Source organism: Tamlana crocina, assembly GCA_040429635.1.
GTDB lineage: Bacteria > Bacteroidota > Bacteroidia > Flavobacteriales > Flavobacteriaceae > Flavisericum > Flavisericum crocinum.
Genome location: CP158972.1, coordinates 3,314,886 through 3,334,631, shown reverse-complemented (window position 1 = coordinate 3,334,631; position 19,746 = coordinate 3,314,886). Strand labels below are relative to the sequence as shown.

Annotated in this window: 14 protein-coding genes; all 14 read left to right on the top strand. The window is 37.0% G+C overall.

The genetic code is table 11. The annotated features are described in order from the left end of the window. The first annotated feature begins 29 nt into the window (after positions 1 to 29). The 14 genes from ABI125_14615 (at position 30) to ABI125_14550 (ending at position 19,741) form a co-directional block, all read left to right on the top strand. Positions 30 to 1,064: a LacI family DNA-binding transcriptional regulator gene (locus tag ABI125_14615; GenBank protein ID XCF05937.1), complete on the top strand. Its 1,035-nt coding sequence runs from the start codon at positions 30 to 32 to the stop codon at positions 1,062 to 1,064. Positions 1,065 to 1,141: 77 nt separating this feature from the next. Continuing rightward, entirely contained in the window at positions 1,142 to 3,994 is a 2,853-nt protein-coding gene (locus ABI125_14610) for a glycosyl hydrolase-related protein (protein ID XCF05936.1), read from the top strand. A gap of 29 nt (positions 3,995 to 4,023) precedes the next feature. Continuing rightward, positions 4,024 to 4,728, top strand: coding sequence for an RraA family protein (locus tag ABI125_14605; GenBank protein XCF05935.1), 705 nt, complete (start codon positions 4,024 to 4,026; stop codon positions 4,726 to 4,728). 37 nt (positions 4,729 to 4,765) lie between these two features. Then, on the top strand, positions 4,766 to 6,217 hold the full coding sequence (locus ABI125_14600; protein ID XCF05934.1) for a sugar porter family MFS transporter: 1,452 nt from the start codon (positions 4,766 to 4,768) through the stop codon (positions 6,215 to 6,217). 6 nt (positions 6,218 to 6,223) lie between these two features. After that, positions 6,224 to 6,655 (top strand): hypothetical protein, encoded by a 432-nt coding sequence (locus tag ABI125_14595; GenBank protein ID XCF05933.1) that lies wholly within the window; start codon positions 6,224 to 6,226, stop codon positions 6,653 to 6,655. Between the two features lie 6 nt (positions 6,656 to 6,661). Then, positions 6,662 to 7,459 (top strand): glucose 1-dehydrogenase, encoded by a 798-nt coding sequence (locus ABI125_14590; GenBank protein XCF05932.1) that lies wholly within the window; start codon positions 6,662 to 6,664, stop codon positions 7,457 to 7,459. A 43-nt stretch (positions 7,460 to 7,502) separates the two neighbouring features. Next, a complete protein-coding gene (locus ABI125_14585) occupies positions 7,503 to 8,555 on the top strand; it encodes a lactonase family protein (GenBank protein XCF05931.1) in 1,053 nt (350 codons plus the stop codon). Between the two features lie 16 nt (positions 8,556 to 8,571). After that, a complete protein-coding gene (locus ABI125_14580; protein ID XCF05930.1) occupies positions 8,572 to 9,711 on the top strand; it encodes an extracellular solute-binding protein in 1,140 nt (379 codons plus the stop codon). A 2-nt stretch (positions 9,712 to 9,713) separates the two neighbouring features. Next, positions 9,714 to 10,484 (top strand): enoyl-CoA hydratase/isomerase family protein, encoded by a 771-nt coding sequence (locus ABI125_14575; GenBank protein ID XCF05929.1) that lies wholly within the window; start codon positions 9,714 to 9,716, stop codon positions 10,482 to 10,484. A gap of 2 nt (positions 10,485 to 10,486) precedes the next feature. Next, a complete protein-coding gene (locus ABI125_14570) occupies positions 10,487 to 11,674 on the top strand; it encodes a CoA transferase (protein XCF05928.1) in 1,188 nt (395 codons plus the stop codon). A gap of 12 nt (positions 11,675 to 11,686) precedes the next feature. Further along, the gene (locus tag ABI125_14565; GenBank protein XCF05927.1) at positions 11,687 to 12,772 is read left to right on the top strand and encodes a mannonate dehydratase; all 1,086 of its coding nucleotides are present in this window, start codon (positions 11,687 to 11,689) and stop codon (positions 12,770 to 12,772) included. Positions 12,773 to 12,890: 118 nt separating this feature from the next. Next, the gene (locus ABI125_14560; GenBank protein XCF05926.1) at positions 12,891 to 14,288 is read left to right on the top strand and encodes a glycoside hydrolase family 76 protein; all 1,398 of its coding nucleotides are present in this window, start codon (positions 12,891 to 12,893) and stop codon (positions 14,286 to 14,288) included. A 120-nt stretch (positions 14,289 to 14,408) separates the two neighbouring features. Next, on the top strand, positions 14,409 to 16,748 hold the full coding sequence (locus ABI125_14555) for a GH92 family glycosyl hydrolase (protein XCF05925.1): 2,340 nt from the start codon (positions 14,409 to 14,411) through the stop codon (positions 16,746 to 16,748). A 251-nt stretch (positions 16,749 to 16,999) separates the two neighbouring features. Then, positions 17,000 to 19,741, top strand: coding sequence for a GH92 family glycosyl hydrolase (locus ABI125_14550; GenBank protein XCF05924.1), 2,742 nt, complete (start codon positions 17,000 to 17,002; stop codon positions 19,739 to 19,741). The last annotated feature ends 5 nt before the right edge of the window (positions 19,742 to 19,746 follow it).

The following is a 19,746-nucleotide window of genomic DNA, read 5'->3' as shown; positions in this document are numbered from 1 at the left end:
TTATTTTAGCGAACTAAATCGGTTTAGTTTTGGTTAGAAGTAAAAAATGTGCGTTAAAAGATATTGCTAATGATTTAAATATATCTAAAACAACCGTATCGTTCGTGCTTAACAATAAAGGTGACGAAAATAAAATTAGTGCCAATACCCAAAAAAGAATTAAAGAATATGCGAAGAAAAACGGATATGTTCCAAATCAATTAGCCAGAGGATTAAGTAGGGGAAAGAGTGAAACCATTGGACTGATTATCCCAAACATATCAGATACCTTTTACTCTAAAGTAGCTGGTTTTATTGAAAGAAAAGCAAAAGAAAAAGGCTATACAGTGTTATTTAGTAGTTCTTACGAAAACCCAGAAACTGAAGGAGAACTTATACGGTCTATGTTAAATAGACAAGTAGATGGATTAGTAATTGCGTCTACTCAAGAAAATCAAAAGGAAATAGACTTTTTAAAGAAAGAAAATTTTCCCTTTGTGCTGTTTGATAGACATTATCCAGATAAGGATACAGACCATGTTATTGTAGATAATTACTATGGTTCAAGAAAAGTAACAGAGCACCTGCTCAACTTAGGAAGAAAACGTATAGGTTTTGTAACATTAAAACCGGGCTTAGAACCGATAGCACAACGTTTAAAAGGTTATTGCGACGCACTTAAAAGTCATAATTTAGTTCAGAATAAAGACTATATACAAGAGATTAGTAGAGAAGAATATTTTAATGAAATAGAAAGCGCTATTAAAGACTTATTCCAGGGAGCAGAACCCGTTGATGCCATAGTATTTTCAACACATTATTTGGCCTCTCAAGGGTTGCGGGTACTTAAAAAGTTAGACGTAAATGTACCAGATGACGTTGCCATAGTAAGCTTTGATGAACTAAGTGCTTTTGATATAGTAGAACCTCCAATTACAGCAGTAGTACAACCTATTGAAGCCATTGGAAGTGCAGTAACAGATATACTTTTAAATAAAATAGAGGGTACGGTTAAGACCAAAACACAAGTAAAAGTTTTAAAAACAAAACTAGAAGTAAGAGGGTCTTGCGGAACAAAAAAATAGCTTTACCGAGTTTTTTTAGAAATAAACTAAACCGATTTAGTAAGACAATTAATAAATTTAAAATAGCTAAGAATTAAATGAAAAAGTACACATTTTTAATGCTGATGTTGGTGGTTGGGTTTGCCTATGGGCAACGCACTATCAATATGACTTATGTAGAGCCTTATGAGTATAAAGAAATCTCAGGGAATTTGCTGGTAAAGGCTAGTTTAGATATCGATGATGTTAATTTATATAAACGGATAGATTTTATTAGCGGAAGAACTGTAGATGTTAAACCTAAAGACGGCAAAGCTTGGGTATGGCTACCTGTTTTTGGTACACCAGAAAGCGTAACTTTTGTGGGTAAGTCTAGTAAGAATACATTCAAACAATTATTTACACCTTTAGTTACTTCTGATTGGGGATATTTTAGCGAAGGTACGTTGCATGTTATTTCATCATCACACCAAGATATTGCGTGGGTAGATACTCCAGATAAATGTAGGGAGGAGCGTATTCATCATATCGTAGCGCCTGCTTTGGATATTATGAAAACCGATAAAAATTTCCATTTTGGAATGGAGCAAACACTCGATTTAATGGAGTTTCTAGAAGAATTTCCAGAGCGCAAAGAGGAGATTATATTACGTTCACAGGAAGGAAGATTTAAGTGGGGAGGCACCTATAATCAGCCTTACGAAGGCATGCAAACCGACGAGCAGTTAATTCGTGAGCTCTATTTTGGAAGACGTTGGATTATAAAGAACCTTGAGGGTGCAGACGCCGTTACAGTATACAATACAGATGTGCCAGGAAGAACATTGCAATCAGCTCAAGTACTAGCTAAATCTGGTATAGAGAACTTATTTGTGTCTAGAATGAAAGAAGGTTTTTATAACTGGTATTCTCCAGATGGTTCGAAAATCCCAACATACAGTCCAGGAAATTATGGCTGGGCGGTTATGTTCTACAAGCTCTTTGAACAAGATGCTATAGAAGCTATGCATAAATTGCAATCTAGAGTAAAAATGTGGAGCGATTATTACAAAGAACACAACTTACCACCGCATTTTGCCATAGTGATAAGTAATGATGCTTCAGGACCTAATAACTATGGAAACATTGTTTCAGAATGGAATGAAATTCTAAAGAAAACTGGGGTTAAAATGCCCAATCTTAGACATTCCACAGTAACAGCACTGATGAATGAAGTAAAAACACCAGAAGCTAATTTTGAAATTGTTGATGGAGAAAGACCCAACATTTGGTCATACATCCATGGACCAGGTCACGCAAAGGCTATTACAGCTTCAAGAAAAGCAGGGCGCTTATTACCATCAGCAGAAATTTTTGCGTCTATTGATGCTACTTTAAAAGGCTCGTTTAAAGACTATCCATCAGAAGCACTTTCGGAAGCTTTTGAAGCCTCCATATACCCAGACCATGGTTGGGGTGGCAAAAACGGACATATTACAGATAGTATTTTCCGAGCAAAATTGGAATTTTCGGCATCAGAAGCAGACCGTTTAATTGAAAAGTCAATCCACTCCATTTCAAGTAATGTAAAAACCAAGCGAAATAATGCCATGGTGGTTTACAATGATCTGTCTTGGGAAAGAACAGCAACCGCTAAGGTAGCATTAAATGATAATTCCAGCTATTATGTGGTAGACCAAAATGGAAGTATGGTGCCGTCTCAAACAAGTACTCATAAAGGCACAAGAACGTTGGAGTTTCTGGCTTCTAACTTGCCATCTTTGGGCTATGCTACTTTTTATTTAAAGAAAGGAAGAAAAACGTTTAAGGTCAACAAGACAGTAAAGCCAAATGCCCTATGGAATCAATTTTATGAAATGCGATTAGGGAAAGGAGGTATGACGTATTTATTTGATAAAGAATTGAATAAAGAGGTTGTGAAAACTACACGATTTGCTGGAGGCGATATACTCTCCATGAAATATGATGGGAATGGTGCAGGCGAGTTTACCCAAATGACAGCCCCAAAAATGGACGGATTTGATAAAACAAGTTTACACACAGGTAACTGGAAAATTGTGAATGATGGTGCTGTATTTACGCTTTATGAAAATCGAGTTAAGTTTAAGCATGCCAATATAGTTCAACACATAAAAGTGCATCATCATATTAAGAAAATAGATTTTTCAATAGATATTTTGGATTGGGATGGCACACATAATAGGGAGTTTAGATTTGCTTTGCCTTTAGATATGGAAGACACAACCATTAAATATGAAGTGCCTCTAGCCATTGCCGAAGTTGGAAAGTCTGAGATGAAACAAGCACCAAGAGGCTGGTCTTGGGGTGGAACTTACGACCAAAAACCGGTAGAAATCCATCCAAGAGAAGTGATGAATTTTATCTCTTCGGAAAAAGACGGTTTCCAGGTAACCTTAGCTTCTGGTGTGGCCGTAGCAGATTGGATAGACCCAACCAGAGAATCTGTTGAATATACAGTGCTTCAAGGTATTTTAATGGCATCACATAAAAGTTGCCACGGCGAAGGCAATTGGTACCATCAAACGGGAGACCATCATTTTGAGTTTTCATTATCATCACATCAAGCAAGTGATGCCACAGCGTACCAGTTTAGTAATGGTGCGCATCATCCGCTACAGGTAAGTCAACAAAAATCTAAGAACAGTAAAGGTAACTTACCAGAAAGTAAAAGCTTTTTTGATGTTTCCAATCCGATGGTGCGTGTTACTACCATTAAGAAAGCAGAAGATGAAGAAGCCCTTGTGTTAAGATTGGTAGAGCTAGATGGTAAAGACGGTCAACCTACAATATCACTACCTAAAGAGGCTTCAAAAGTTATAAAAACCAATTTAATTGAAGAAGACGCTGAAACATTGAATTTAAGTGGAAAAGATATTAAAATAGACATTGGGCACAATGCTATTGAAACTTATAAAATAATTTTAAAATAACAGGAATAAACACTTTGTAATAGAACGATATGAGCAGTACTAATAAAATTTGGAGTGATGATAAAGAGCTATTTGCTATAGCCAAATCAGAATTATTTGTAGCCTTGGTAGGCGATATTTTAGATACCTTAGGATATCAACATCAATTTTTACCGCCTAATATAAAACCATTAAACACAGATTTTGTGGTTATAGGTAGAGCAATGCCAGTTTTAGAGGCCGATGTCTTTGAAGAGTCTGTAAAAGACACTAAAAACCCCATGATGAAAAAACCATTCGGGATTATGTTTGAAGCCTTAGACGATTTAAAAGAAGATGAAGTTTACATCTGCTCGGGCTCTTCGCCCAGATATGCACTTTGGGGTGGATTAATGAGTACTCGCGCAATGAAACTCAAGGCCGCAGGAGCTGTACTTCATGGCTATTCAAGAGATACCAACGAAGTTTTAAATCTTAATTTCCCGACGTTTTCTTATGGAGGCTATGCACAGGACCAAGGCCCAAGAGGTAAGGTAATAGACTACAGGGTTCCTATAGAAATAGAGGGAACACGTATTAATCCGGGAGACATTATTTATGGTGACAGAGATGGTGTAGTTGTAGTGCCAAAAGAAGTAGAAGTAAAAGCGTTTGCAGGAGCTATAGAAAAGGCTAGGGGAGAGCAACTCGTTAAAAAAGCTTTAGAAGAAGGGATGAGTACTGTAGATGCCTACAACAAATTTGGAATTATGTAATTGAGAAAACCAAACCAACGCCAACTAACTATAAATTATGAAAACCAACACATCATTTTATGTTTACGCCATAAGTTTCGTATCCACCATTGGGGGCTTCCTTTTTGGATACGATACGGCTATTATTTCAGGATGTAACACATTTTTAGAAAGTCACTACAACCTATCTGCAAGTATGTTGGGGTGGGTCGTGTCTTCGGCACTTTTGGGCACAATTTTGGGATGTGTGATTTCGGGAAGTATTACGGACAAGTTTGGTAGAAAAAAAGCCTTAATAGTGGCAGCAGTATGTTTGTTGCTTTCTGCGTTTGGTTCTATGTTGCCGCCTCAATTTTTAGGCGATTTAAACAATGCCTATTGGATGTCGGCATCATCTAACAACTCATTTGTATTTTTAGTAGTGGTTAGAATCATAGGCGGTATAGGCGTAGGTATCACGTCAGTTGTAGCGCCTATATACATTTCAGAATTAACATTACCCGAAAAGCGAGGAAAAATGGTATCGCTATATCAACTTTCAATAACGCTAGGTATTCTGTTGGCCTTTTTGGTAGATTGGATGGTACTAAATGCGGCAGGAGATGCGGCAGGGGTTGTAACGCAAGAAAACGGAGGGTTTTGGAACTGGTTATTTGTAGAAGAAATTTGGCGTGGTATGTTTGGTACAGAAATTCCCATAGCATTATTGTTCTTGGTGCTGTTATTCCTAGTACCAGAGAGTCCAAGGTGGTTAGCGGTAAATGGTAAGGAAAATAAAGCCTACGCCATTATGGTTAAAACCATGGGAGAGCTTATGGCTAAATCTCAAATGGACGAGATACAATCTGTGGTAAAATCAGAATCTCAAGGTTTTAAAGATTTGCTAAAGCCCTATTTAAGACGACCATTTTTAATAGGTATTCTATTGCCAATGTTTTCCCATTTAAGCGGTATTGCGGCCATCATGTATTTTGCGCCAAATATTTTAAACGAATCTATAAAAAGTGTTGAAAGTTCCTTTTTAGGAGCGGTTTTAGTAGGATTGGTAAATTCAATTTTCACGTTTGTAGCTATTATGAATATTGAGCGTTATGGACGAAGAAAATTACTTTTAATCGGCGTCATAGGTGCGGCCATATCATTGTTTGGCGTAGCAGCCTTATTCGCCATAGGCTCTAGTTTGGTCATTATTCCATTATTATTGTATGTAGCATGTTTTGCCTTTTCCTATGGTCCTATTGTTTGGGTTATTATTAGCGAAATATTCCCCACTAAAATTAGAGGTTTGGCGGTAAGTATTGGTAGTTTATCTTTAATGGTTACAGGTTTTTTTATCACACTTACCAACCCTGTGTTTATAGAAACTATAAAACCGTCGGGGACTTTCTTTTTATACGGCGCATTAACGCTCCCAGCCATTTGGTTTATATGGAAGTTTGTACCAGAAACAAAAGGCAAAACATTAGAAGAGATAGAAATGTCTTGGAAACAAGATAAAACAAAAGACTAAGATAATATGAGCACAACCGTTATAGAACAGTACAAAGTAGAAGCTAATGGGTACCATCCGTTTTTAATACGAGAGGGCTGGCAAGTGGCACAATTAAACTATATGCCAGAGCAACATATAGATAATATAAAAAAATTGGATGTTCATTTTTTAACCGATGAGGTATTTATTCTATTAAAAGGAGAGGCCGTATTAATTGGTGCTGAAATTGAAGGTGATAGTGTAACCTTTGAAGCAGAATTACTAAAACCCAACATCACATATAATATTCCAGCCAATGTGTGGCATAATATAGCTATGAAAGAAGGAAGTGAGATTATTATAGTTGAAAAATCAGATACACATATATCAGACTTTGAGTTTTTTCAATTAAATGATGCTCAAATAGCTGAATTAAAACAGAAGGTAACAGCTTGTTTTAATAACCAAAAAGATTAAAAGCCAATGACACAAATTAACTTAAAAGGCAAAAAAGCCCTAGTAACAGGAGGAAGTCAAGGTATCGGCGCAGGAATTTGTAAAGCATTGGCGGCGTGTGGTGCTGATGTATTTATCAATTATTACAGTAATAAAGATAAAGCACAGGAGTTAGCAGATGAGATAACATCAAAGTATAATGTTACGGTAAGCATAGGAAAAGCCAATGTGGCAAAAGCTTCCGAAGTTAAGGGTATGTTCAGTCAAATGGATACCGAAATTGGCACTATTGATATTCTTGTAAATAATGCTGGTAGCGAAAGCGTTCAACATGTTTTAGATTTAGAAGAAGACGAATGGGATAGGGTAATGGGCATCAACCTGAAAGGCCCTTTTTTATGTGCTAAAGAAGCAGGAAAACGTATGGAAAACAATGGAGGCGGTGTTATTATAAATATTTCCTCAATTCATGATACGGTTCCCAGAAAGGGATTGATTCACTATTGTTCTGCAAAAGCAGGATTAAAGATGTTTACAAAATGTCTGTCTTTAGAGTTGGCAGAAGATAACATTAGAGTGGTATCTGTAGCGCCAGGAGCTATAGAAACGAATATGAACCGAGAAGAAATCAACAAATTTGGTAGAGAGAAGTTTCATAATTGGATACCATCTGGACGAATAGGTAATGTTTCCGAAGTAGCCAATACCGTAGCCTTTTTGGCAAGCGATATGGCAGATTACATCAATGGTGCCGATTTGTATATTGATGGAGCCTATATGAACCACACGATTCAGTACGACCCGCGTCCTCCGCGCAAAAAATAACAAAGCCGTGAAAGCTATTTTACTAACTATAATATTACAAAGTATGGGTGTTTTTTATACAGGAAGCTATACGGGGCAAGGCACTCCGGCAGAAAATCCAGAAGGAAAAGGTATTGGGTGTTTTGAATTTAATTTAGAAACAGGAGAAATTACCGAAAAAAGCTATACGAAACAGCGAAATCCGAGCTACTTGGTAATTTCTGATGACAAAAAATACCTTTATGCGGTTGAGGAAACCCAAGAAAATCTCAAACCAAAGGTACATGCCTATAAGATTGAAAATAATGGAGGTTTACGCCTTATAAATTCCCAACCTATCAATGGCGATTACGCCTGTCATCTAGCTATTATTGAAAACAAATTGGTACTGGCAAGTTACGTGTCAGGAAATATTTTATCCTATCCCATAAACGTAGATGGTAGTCTTAATCCATATTCGCAAGACATCCGGCACATAGGTGTTGGTCCTAATAAAGAACGGCAGGAAGCGGCACATGCCCACATGATATACCCTTTTGCCGACAATCAGATGTTTGCTGTAGATTTAACTTTAGATACCGCGAAGGCCTACCAATGGCAAGAAAAAGAACAAAAATGGCAGAGTAATCCAATTTTAGATATATCAATTGAGCCAGGTAGTGGTGCACGACACATGGTTATGGATAACAATCAAGAGTTTGCCTATGTACTGGGGGAATTAACAGGAGAGATTTTTGTTGTCGATGTAAAGAAAAGTGATAGTAAGAGCACTCAAAAGATAAGTTTTATTCCTGAAAATCATGATGGGGCAATTGGTGGTGCGGCCATACGAATGCATCCCAATGGGAAGTTCTTATACGCATCCAATCGCGGTTCTGAAACCATTGCTATTTTTAAAATTGATGCTCAATCCAAACAGTTATCCCTTGTGGGGCATCAAAGTACCTATGGCAAAACCCCACGAGATTTTAATATCCATCCTGAAGGCAAATGGCTTGTAGTCGCTAATCAGGATAGCAATAGCTTAGTAGTGTTTGAGATAAACACTAACTATGGTACACTTCAAAAAAAATCGACATTAAAAGTAAATACGCCAGTGAATATTTGCTGGTTATAATTTAATTAAGTTAATAATGATTGAATTAAAAGGCATAGCATGGGACCATCCAAGAGGGTATGAACCACTCATAGCTACATCAAAGGCATTTCAAGAAAATAATCCAAATGTCAATATCGCATGGAAAGTGCGTTCCCTAAAGGAATTTGGGGATACACCTATCGAAGATTTAATTGAAAACTTCGATATCATAACCATAGACCATCCCTACATGGGGCAAGCCCACAAAAATGGCTTGTTACTTCAATTGGAAAACTATATAACCCTCGAAGCATTAGATGCCTTGAAACAACAGGCTTTAGGAAAATGCTTTGATATCTATAATTACGAGGGGCACTTTTACGCCACTCCAGTTGATGCGGCCGCTTTAGTGGCGTCTTATAGAAAAGATATTATAGATAGCTTGGAACTGAGCTTACCTAAAAACCAGGAGGAATTAAAAGCATTTTATAAAAAGTTACCTTCCGGGTTTTCAGTGACTTGGGCACTTTGTCCAACAGATATTTGGTGTACATTTTTAACGCTATGTGCCCAAAATTTTGGTTCTAGATTTATCGATAACAATAAAATTAATTCCAAAGTTGGTATTTCAGCTTTAGATGAGATAAAATTTCATGTAGAACATAGTCATCCCCAATCCTTAAACTGGAACCCCATTCAGGTATTGGATAATATGGGGAATGAAGAAGGTATAATTTATTCTCCTTATCTGTTTGGGTACACTAATTATTCCCGAAAAGGGTATACTAAAAACCTAGTGCATTTTACAAATAGCCCTACGGGATTACAAAAAGATATATCAACGATTATGGGAGGTGTGGGGCTAGCGGTATCTGCCTTAACCAAACATCCTGAAATAGCTTCAAAGTATGTCAACTATGCAGCCAGTGCTGAGGTTCAAAAAGGTGTGTTTACCAAAAACGATGGGCAACCCGCAAGTAAAAATGCTTGGGAGAGCAAAGCCAACAATGCGTTGTGCAACAACTTTTTTAGTGATACCAAATGGACTATTGAAAACGCTTATATACGTCCGCAACATCCAGGATGGAATGCATTTCAAGAACAGGGCGCCGATATTATTCACGAAGGGATATTAAAAGATGCGAATTCAGAGGTAATAATGAATAGGTTAAACGACTGTTACAAATCTGTTTAGTTATGAAAGCATTTAAAACCATAACCATTGAAAACACCGATGCCATAGCTGTATTAAAATTTAATAGGCCAGCTCAATTAAATGCCATGAATCGGGAGATGATGGATGAAATAATTGAAGGTATCCATTGGATTAACGCCCAACCTGACTATCATGTTGCGGTAATAACTGGTGATGGTAGAGCATTTATGGCAGGCGCCGATATTAAGGAATACGGAAGCCAAACCCCTGAAGAGTTTGACGCCTTTCAAGAAAAAGGTAAAGAACTGTATGATGCTATTGAAAATGCAAATAAACCTTGGATTGCTGGTGTTAATGGCTTTGCCCTTGGTGGTGGTTGCGAGATAGCCTTAGCCTGCGATATGATTGTAGCATCCGAAACTGCAAAAATGGGACTGCCAGAAGTGTTTTTAAGTTTAGTTCCAGGCGGTGGTGGTACCCAACGATTAATTCAAAAAATAGGTATAAACAGAGTTAAGGAAATGTTGTTTCTAGGAGGGCAATACGATGCCAATACCTTAAAAGGTTGGGGGTTGGTTAATCAGGTAGTTTCCAATGAAAATTTTTTAACGGAAGTAATGGATTTTGCAGGGAAACTTTCAAGAAGACCTCATAAATCTGTAGCACAATTAAAGCGTTTGGCAAATATGAGTTTAACAACAATACCTTTTGAAAAACGCATCAATGAAGAAGCCATTGCAGTTAAGCAATTATACCTTGATGAAGAAGCGCAGGCGGCCATTAAAAAATTTATAACAAAGTCTGAGCAATAGTCATGGAGCAACACGGACCATTAAAAGGATTGGTAGTAGCCGATTTTTCGCAGTTGGCACAAGGGCCATGGGCTACCCAAATGTTGGGAGATATGGGCGCAGACATCATCAAAATAGAACCTGTAAAAGGCGATTGGATGCGTCATTATTCCTATGGGAATTTATATCCCGAAGGAGAGAGTATCTCATTTATAAGTTTCAACAGAAATAAAAAAAGTATAGCACTAGATTTAAAATCTGACGAAGGCAAAAAAATAGCAAAAGATATAATTGCTAAGGCGGATATTCTTTTGGAAAATTTTCGTCCTGGTGTAATGGAGCGCTTAGGTCTGGGTTATGAAGATATGAAAACCCTGAATCTGGGACTAGTGTATTGCTCTAGCTCGGGATACGGAGCTTCAGGACCATATTTAAAAAGACCAGGGCAGGATTTATTGGCGCAGTCCATAAGTGGGGCTCCCTATTTAAACGGACAGAAAGGTGGGTTGCCCGTGGTTACGGCAGTAGGTCAAGCCGATTTGCTAACCAGTTTGTTTATTGTGCAATCGGTTTTAGCTGGGATATATTCAAGGAGTGTCACCAGTAAAGGACAAAAAATCGAAGCTAATTTATTGAGTTCTGCAGTAGGATTTCATATTCAAGAGATAACAGCTTTTTTGTTAAAAGGGGAAAATCCAGAGCGTAGTGCAAGCGGTATTCCAAATCCTTGGTTGGGTGCGCCCTATGGCTTATACAATACATCAGATGGTTACATTGCTATTGGGATGAATTCTGTACAAAGACTAGCGCATGTTATTGGTTTGGACAAGTACGATTCGGAGGCGTATAAATCGAATAATATTATTGATAATCGTGATGATATTCGAAACGAATTTAACACTGTGTTTAAAACCAAAACCACCAGCGAATGGTTAACATTATTATTAGCAGAAGATATTTGGTGTTCGCAAGTTAATAGTTTTAAAGAAATGGTGGAAGACCCACAGATACAACATAATGATATGATTTTGGAGTACGAACATCCAAAAGTGGGTACTATAAAAACTACAGGGTTTCCCGTGAAGTTTAGCGACACACCACAAAAAATTGAAAAACCGGCACCCTTACTCAACCAACATGCCGAAGAAATATTAAAACAATATTGTGGATATTCCGATTTGGAGGTCCAATCATTTTTAAACAAAACATAAAAAATTAGTGAAATGAAATTAGGATTCGGATTATACCGGCACATGCTGAACGACCAGCATTATAAGTTTGCAAAGCAATGTGGAGCGACACATGTGGTAGTACACATGGTAGATTATTTTGGGAATGCAGATAATAGTAAATCTAACGCCAACCAACCCATAGGGGGGAACAAAGGCTGGGGAAAAGCAGGCAATGGAGAATTATGGTCTTTAGAGGAACTTTTAAAGATTAAAGCAGAAATTAATAGTCATGGACTAGAGTGGTATGCCATTGAGAATTTTGACCCCTCCATATGGCACGATATACTTTTAGACGGTCCTAAAAAGGAGGCACAAATAGAACTGGTAAAGGAACAAATACGAATTGTAGGTAAAGCAGGTATTCCAGTCTTTGGCTATAATTTTTCTTTGGCAGGGGTTTCCAGTAGGGTTGAAAAACCTTTTGCTCGTGGTGGCGCAGTTTCCGTGGGAATGGAAGGTAACGTGGATGAAACACCTATTCCAAACGGCATGGTTTGGAATATGGTCTATGATGATAACGCACCAGCAGGGACTGTAGAAAGAGTGTCGCATGCCATACTTTGGGAGCGCTTACAATACTTTCTAGACCATGTGATACCAGTAGCCGAGGAGGCAGGTGTAAAGATGGCGGCTCACCCAGACGACCCACCAATGCCATATGTTAGAAACACACCACGATTAGTATATCAGCCCGATATGTACCAGCGTTTAATTGATATGAAGCCAAGTAATCACAATAACTTGGAATTCTGTTTAGGCACTATTTCTGAAATGACCGAGGGCAATGTGTATGAAGCCACAGACCAATACAGCAAACAAAACAAGATAGCCTATATTCATTTCAGGAATGTAGTTGGCAAAGTGCCAAATTATCACGAAGTATTTGTTGACGAAGGGGATATCGATATGTTCAAAATATTAGAAATTTTGAAGAGAAATAATTTCGAAGGTGTTTTAATTCCAGACCATACGCCTCAAATGAGTTGCGATGGCCCGTGGTATGCGGGTATGGCTTATGCTATGGGCTTTATGAAAGCTTCTTTGAAGTTAATTGAATCGATGCATTCTAAAGTGTAATTTAAAATACTCTAACACGAGGTGGTTGGTAAGAAGAAATAGACGTTCAATCCTTTTAAGTTTGCTTTAATGAATTACTGAAGACCATGTAAATGGGTACTAACATAATTTCAATGCTATGAAAAGAAGAACATTTGTTAAAAATACAAGCTTGTTAGGGGTTTCTTTGTTTAGCTTACCTCCATTGATGGCCTTGTCCAATTGTAAGTCTAGTTCTTCATCAGAAAAGGTCTTGAAAAATCAAGCGGTCTCAGCCTTTAATAGGTTTAAGGCGGTATGGAACTTTAAGGATTTCTGGAAACGTGGTAATACTTTCGACGCTTGTTTGGTTTTTGTTGATGCATTGCAAAATCAGTGGCCAGACGATGGAGGAATTATTGAAATTCAAAAGGAGGTGGAGGATATGTTAAAGGAAAATTTAGAGTTTTTCCATAGCTATGCCCCTGGCAAGTTATGGGCCGATGATTTTGGATGGTGGGGACTCATGGCCTTAAATGCTAGAAAACATTTGCTTAAAATTGGAAATATAGAATTAGCGAATGCTTATTTAAAATTATCAACTGATTTATGTTGGGAATACAAGAAAAAAACAGCCTATGATAATTCCGATGAAGGCTTCCCTGTTTTACATGGATGCAGAAATGGAGATGCCAACGGAGAAAGTAAAGGCGTAAAGAATACCGTAACCAATGTGTTGCTCTTTTTGCTTTCGTCTCGTATTTATCGTTGTCTTTCAGAAGAAGATATTGACAATAGAGATAAGTATTTAGATATGGCTTACAAGCAGTGGTTGTGGTTTGATGAGTGGTTTAATTTAAAGGATTACGAGTATCTCAAGAAATTAAACACAGAAGGTGTTTTGGTTCAAGAGCGACCTATGGCTTTTATTGAGGGTTCAACTTATATTAAAAAAATTCATCCACCATGGGCAGAGGGCTGGATATGGTCGGGAGACCAAGGTATGCTGGTGGCTTCTTTAACAGATATGTTGGCTATTACCGATGACTTAGATGCTTATTTAAAAAGAACAAAAATTAATCCCGATTTTGATAGCGGTACCTTCAAATCAAAAATCAATAACTTAATAAAAAAACTAGCTAAAGGCATTCAAAATGGATTAATTGCCGATGTAGATGGTATCATAAGAGAAGCGCCTTGTTATTCCAGTTTCGGACCTGAACACGGTAGAGACTATCTCGCTGGAAGAGGCATTATGGTACGCTATTTGGCGCAAGATGAGATTAAAAAACACTTGAATATTGATATGACGGACAATATTTCAAAGACTTTTGAAGCCATTTGGAATACAAGAGACATTGCAACCAATCAATTTAAACCAGAGTTTACAACCGTTGAGAATGATAAATTATATATTGAACAATTTAGACAACTTTGGGGATTGGCAGATGATGTATATCAATGGAATTTGGATAAGATGAAAGAAAAGAACAAATTCGGTGTGTGTCAATCTATAGGTTTAGATGTTTTAGGGGCAACTATCCGAAGTTTAAAATAAGAATAGTACAATTTAATAGAGTTTAAAATATTTACGCAACAATTTTAAACCCCTATGACACCGTATTGTATAGGTAAACAATGATGTTTTAATATAATTCAAATAATAGTGTATAACATTATGGGAAAAGCAATTAACTGTTACAACGTTAAAAATTTAGAGAGAAAAACGTACTTAAGTTTACTCTTAAAAAAAGGCTTTTTTGTTTTAATTGCTATCGGATTGTTTTCGTGTCAAAATGAAACTAAAGACACAGATTATACGCAATACGTAAACCCTTTTATAGGCACTCAAAATGAAGGCCACACATTTCCTGGGGCAACAACCCCACATGGAATGGTCCAACCAAGCCCAGAATCTTACAATACCTATTATAAGGGTTATGAAATGGACCACGTTGCAGGCTATCAATACAACGATCCTTGGTTGATAGGTTTTACCCAAACACATTTAAATGGGGTTGGTTGTCCATCAATGTCAGATATTTTATTGCTTCCACTTAATACAGATACAATTGATAGTGCATCGCGCTTTAACTTTAAATCAACATATAGAAAAGAAACAGAAATAGCCCAACCTGGATATTATAAAGTCTTTTTAGACGATTTTGATGTTAATGTAGAGCTAACTGCTACAGAACATGTGGCTTATCATAAATATACTTTTCAGAACCCTAAGGAAGCCAAACTACTCATTGATTTACAGTATGGTGTGTCTTGGGATATTAACACCATATCCTCAAATATATTGGAAGCATCCCAACAGTTTGAGAACGAATATATGTTGTCAGGTTATAGAAAAGCTCGAGAGTGGACTGCCAGAGATTTATACTATGTAATAAAATTTAATAAACCTGTTGTAAGCAAGAAAGAGTTGCCTGCTCCAAATAATAAAAAAGAAAAAGCGCCTAGGTATTTTATTGATTTTGAGATGGGTAACAGCCAAGTCTTAGAAGTTTTAATAGGTGTTTCCACCGTTGGAATTGAAGAAGCAAAAAAGAATTTAGAAACCGAAATTTCTTCATGGAATAGTTTTGATACTGTTAGGCAGAATACCAACCAAAAATGGAATGATGTATTAAAGCGCATTAACATTAAAGGAATTAACCAAAAAAAACAAGCTTTCTACACATCTCTATACCATTTATATATACAACCCAACAACATAGCCGATGTAGATGGCAGCTACCAAAGCGCCAGCGCAGGAGTAAAAAAGGCTTCCAATGGTAAATATTACTCAACGTTATCATTATGGGATACATTTAGGGCCGCAAACCCAATGTACACTATTTTAAGTCCAGATTTGGTTAGTGATATTAATACATCAATGTTAGATAGTTATGCGCATATGGCAACCGATTCTCTAAATCCTAAAGAGGCTAATAAATATCTTCCAAGATGGCAACTATGGGGTAAAGAAACTCATACTATGGTAGGTAATCATGCGGTACCAGTAATTGTAGATGCGTATTTAAAAGGCATAAAACCCAATCATTATACAGATGATGACATTTTTGATGCTGTTTGGACTTCTGTTACTAAACCTCATTATCGAAACCATGTACAGTTAATAGATTCATTTGGATATATACCCTTTGATGTTAAGCTCTCTTCAATTGACGATGGAAGAGAAACAGTATCCAGATTGCTAGAAGGCATATATGATGATTATGCAGCGGCATTACTTGCCGATAAACTCGGTAAACAAAAAGAGGCTAGCTTTCTTTACAATAGAGCTGGGTATTACAAAAATGTGTATGATAAAGAAAGCGGATTTATGCGCGGTAAAAATGCCAATGGCGTTTTTAAAAAGCAGGTAGATAATACTGAGGTAGTGGGTGAGTGGTTAGAGGGGGCAGATTTTACCGAGGGAAATGCATTTCATTATCAGTTTCATGTGCTTCATGATATTCCCGGTTTACAACAACTTATGGGAGGTAAACAGGCCTTTGAAAAAAAACTAGACCAATTGTTTTTTTCAAAATCTAAACCAGAAGTGAAAACTTTAGTATGGAACATTCATGGTACATATGGGCAATATTGGCATGGAAATGAACCTTGTCATCACTTGCCTTATTTATATAAATATACCAATGCTCCAGAAAAAACAGATAAAATAATAAAAACATTGGTAGACGAGTATTATTATACCAAGCCAGATGGTCTCATGGGTAATGATGATTGTGGACAAATGTCTGCATGGTACATGTTTTCGGTCTTAGGGTTCTATCCCGTAAACCCTACTGGAGGGGAGTATGTTTTAGGTGCGCCGCAAGTGGAGGAAGCTACAATTAGATTGCCAAATAATAAGATGTTTACGATTAAAGCCAACAATTTAACAGATAAAAATTTTGTGGTTAAATCTATAATGCTAAACGGAAAAAAAATTGACAGAAATTATATTAATCACAATGAAATTATTAGTGGCGGAGAACTAATTTTTGAAATGGGTAAATATTAGTTAAAGGAATTAAATAGTATTTCACTTTAAGCAAGTCTTCATTTTTCTAAGATATATAGTCTTTAGTATCCTTAAATTTTAAGTTTCTAAATGTCTTTAAAGAGTTAAAAAACACCAAAAAGAGGTAAAGTATCAAAATAAATTATATATTTGTTCATATGTATGCACATATAAGTTTGTTTTGTTGCTACACGTTAAATTATAAGTACTGCCTAATAAAATAATTAACATTTAAACTCTTTAGAAAAAAAATGAAAAACTTCAAGTTTGGTATCTTGTTTTTTGTGTTAATGGTATGGAGTGGTCAATCACTGTATGCCAAGTCTTTAAGCATTGCCTCAAAAGCAAAAGTCAATGCTTCATCCTCTCTAAACAAAAAAAATAATAGCTCAAAAATTAATGATGGCATTATAGCAATAAAGAATCAGGGTAATTGGATGGCGAAATCTAAACAAGCATGGGTTGAGCTTGCTTGGGAACGTACCCAATTAATTAATAAAGTAGTTGTTTATAATCATCCAGACCCAACTGCCAGAGTAATAAAAGGTAAATTGTTGTTTAGTGATGGTAGTACTATTAATGTAGATTTGCCAAGCGATGGAAGTGCTATAGCGGTTGAGTTTGAGGAAAAAAGTACACAAAATGTACGTTTTATAATTGAAGAATCCGTAGGTGAAAAATCAGGACTTTCAGAAATTGAGGTTTATACATCCCCTAATCAATACACTACCCCAGTAGAGTGGGTAGACCCCTATATAGAAACCAACAGAGGACGTTTTTTTTTATTCGCAACAGGTTCTCGCCCCTATGGTGTAATTAGTGCCGCACCAATGACCATTAATTGGAATAATAGTGGTGGTGGTTACGCTCATAAATCCGATAGCATATTAGGATTCCCTCAAATTCACGCCTGGACACTTTCAGGGCTAAACCTAATGCCAACCTTAGCTTCTGTAAATCCAACCAAAGGCGAACAGGCTTGGAAATCATCTTTTAAACACGACGATGAAATTGTACAACCAGGCTACCACCGTGTGTTCCTGCCAGATAGTAAAGTGTGGGTAGAGCAAACTTCTACCGATCGTGTTAGCTTTTACCGATTTAAATGGACAGAAGATGTTGAGTCGCAATTGCTGTTGTCGCTTGGCGGTTTATTAGGTAACAGTAGAATGGCCAATGCCAATGTTACTAAAATTAATAATAAAGAATTTGAAGGCTCAATTAGTTCTGTAGATAGAGCTTATAATGTGGGGCCTAAAGATGTTAAAATTTATTTTGTTGTTCAGGTTGATGAAAAATGGAAATCGTTTGATGGTTGGAATGAAGACAAAAACTTTACAGATATTTCAACTTTAAAAGGTGATAATGGAGGGGTGTCCATGAAGTATAAATCTAAAGCAGGAGATGAGGTGCAGTTAAAAATAGCCATTTCATATACCAGTATTGAAAATGCGCGAAATAATTTAAAGGCAGAATGCACCACTTGGGATTTTGATAGTGTAGCACAGGATAGCAGAAACCAATGGAACGATTGGATGAGCAATATAAAAGTTGAAGGAGGTACCGTAGCACAACGTATAAAATTCTATACAGATTTATGGCATGTATTGCTTGGGCGTCACCGGATTAATGATGTAAACGGAGATTATCCAGACCGTACAACAGGCAAAATGGTAAACTCAGGAAACTTAACCGATGGGTTTACAACAGATGCTATTTTCAAAGTTAAAAATCCAGGTGTAGATACCAGCGGTAAGGTAAAACATAATATGTACAATTCTGATGCTTTTTGGTTAACCCAATGGAACTTGAATGTGCTGTGGGGTTTAGCTTGGCCAGAAATTCAAGACGACATGGCTTCTTCAATGGTGGCCTATTCAAATAATGGCGGGTTATTACCGCGAGGGCCTTCTGGTGGAGGATATTCATTTATCATGACTGGGTGCCCGTCAACAAATCTTATAGTAAGTGCTTACATGAAAGACATACTTACTAAAACCGATCCTGAAAATGCTTTTGCGCAAATTAAGAAAAACCATATGCCCGGGGGTATGATGGGAGGAGGCGAGTTCTTTAAACACGACCTAAAATTTTATGTTGAAAATGGATGGTGGCCCAATAATGCAGGTATTAATATAGAAGCAGCATTTCAAGATTGGGGAGCAGCTCAAATGGCTTATAAATTAGGCAAAACAGAGGATTATAACTACTTTATTAAAAGGTCTGAATCTTGGAAAAAGTGTTTTAACGAAGAGCATAAACTACTGTTTCCTGTAGACCATAAAGGGAATTTTACGCATAACGACCCACTGCGAGGTTGGGGTTATGTAGAGGCTAATGCGTGGCAAGCAACTTGGGGGGTGTCTCATGATATTCCAGGACTTACGAAATTAATGGGCGGTGATGAAGTGTTATGGGACAAATTAAACTTTGCCTTCGATAAAGGAAAAGATAGCGATTTTGTTTACAGCTACAGTAAAGGCTATGTAAGTTATGCTAACCAACCTGGGTGTTCTAATGCGCATGTATTCAGCTACGCCAATGCTCCATGGCTTACTCAATATTGGGTAAGACAAGTAAATGAAAAAGCTTATGGAGGTATTACCCCAGATTTAGGTTGGGGAGGCCATGACGAGGACCAAGGGCAAATGGGAGGCGTTAGCGCACTAATGTCAATAGGGTTATTTAATATTATAGGAACAGAATCTCAAAAGCCTTTCTATGAAATTACGGCCCCTGTTTTTGATAAAGTCACTATAAAACTTGATAATAAGTATTATGAAGGAAAAGAGTTTGTTATTAAAACATACAATAATTCTGCTGAAAATTGCTACATACAAAAAGCAAAATTAAACGGAAAAGAGCTAAATAACTTTTGGTTTTATCATGATGATTTTGCTGCTGGTGGAGAGTTAGAAATATGGTTAGGTAACACTCCCAATAAAAAATGGGGCTTGCAAACCCCTCCTCCTGTGAATATAAATAAACAATAGTAAAG

Coding starts and splice junctions, on each gene's coding strand:
- ABI125_14590 (XCF05932.1), top strand. CDS start 6,662: ATGACACAAATTAACTTAAAAGGCAAAAAAGCCCTAGTAACAGGAGGA.
- ABI125_14595 (XCF05933.1), top strand. CDS start 6,224: ATGAGCACAACCGTTATAGAACAGTACAAAGTAGAAGCTAATGGGTAC.
- ABI125_14580 (XCF05930.1), top strand. CDS start 8,572: ATGATTGAATTAAAAGGCATAGCATGGGACCATCCAAGAGGGTATGAA.
- ABI125_14605 (XCF05935.1), top strand. CDS start 4,024: ATGAGCAGTACTAATAAAATTTGGAGTGATGATAAAGAGCTATTTGCT.
- ABI125_14555 (XCF05925.1), top strand. CDS start 14,409: ATGGGAAAAGCAATTAACTGTTACAACGTTAAAAATTTAGAGAGAAAA.
- ABI125_14560 (XCF05926.1), top strand. CDS start 12,891: ATGAAAAGAAGAACATTTGTTAAAAATACAAGCTTGTTAGGGGTTTCT.
- ABI125_14575 (XCF05929.1), top strand. CDS start 9,714: ATGAAAGCATTTAAAACCATAACCATTGAAAACACCGATGCCATAGCT.
- ABI125_14565 (XCF05927.1), top strand. CDS start 11,687: ATGAAATTAGGATTCGGATTATACCGGCACATGCTGAACGACCAGCAT.
- ABI125_14550 (XCF05924.1), top strand. CDS start 17,000: ATGAAAAACTTCAAGTTTGGTATCTTGTTTTTTGTGTTAATGGTATGG.
- ABI125_14570 (XCF05928.1), top strand. CDS start 10,487: ATGGAGCAACACGGACCATTAAAAGGATTGGTAGTAGCCGATTTTTCG.
- ABI125_14600 (XCF05934.1), top strand. CDS start 4,766: ATGAAAACCAACACATCATTTTATGTTTACGCCATAAGTTTCGTATCC.
- ABI125_14585 (XCF05931.1), top strand. CDS start 7,503: ATGGGTGTTTTTTATACAGGAAGCTATACGGGGCAAGGCACTCCGGCA.
- ABI125_14610 (XCF05936.1), top strand. CDS start 1,142: ATGAAAAAGTACACATTTTTAATGCTGATGTTGGTGGTTGGGTTTGCC.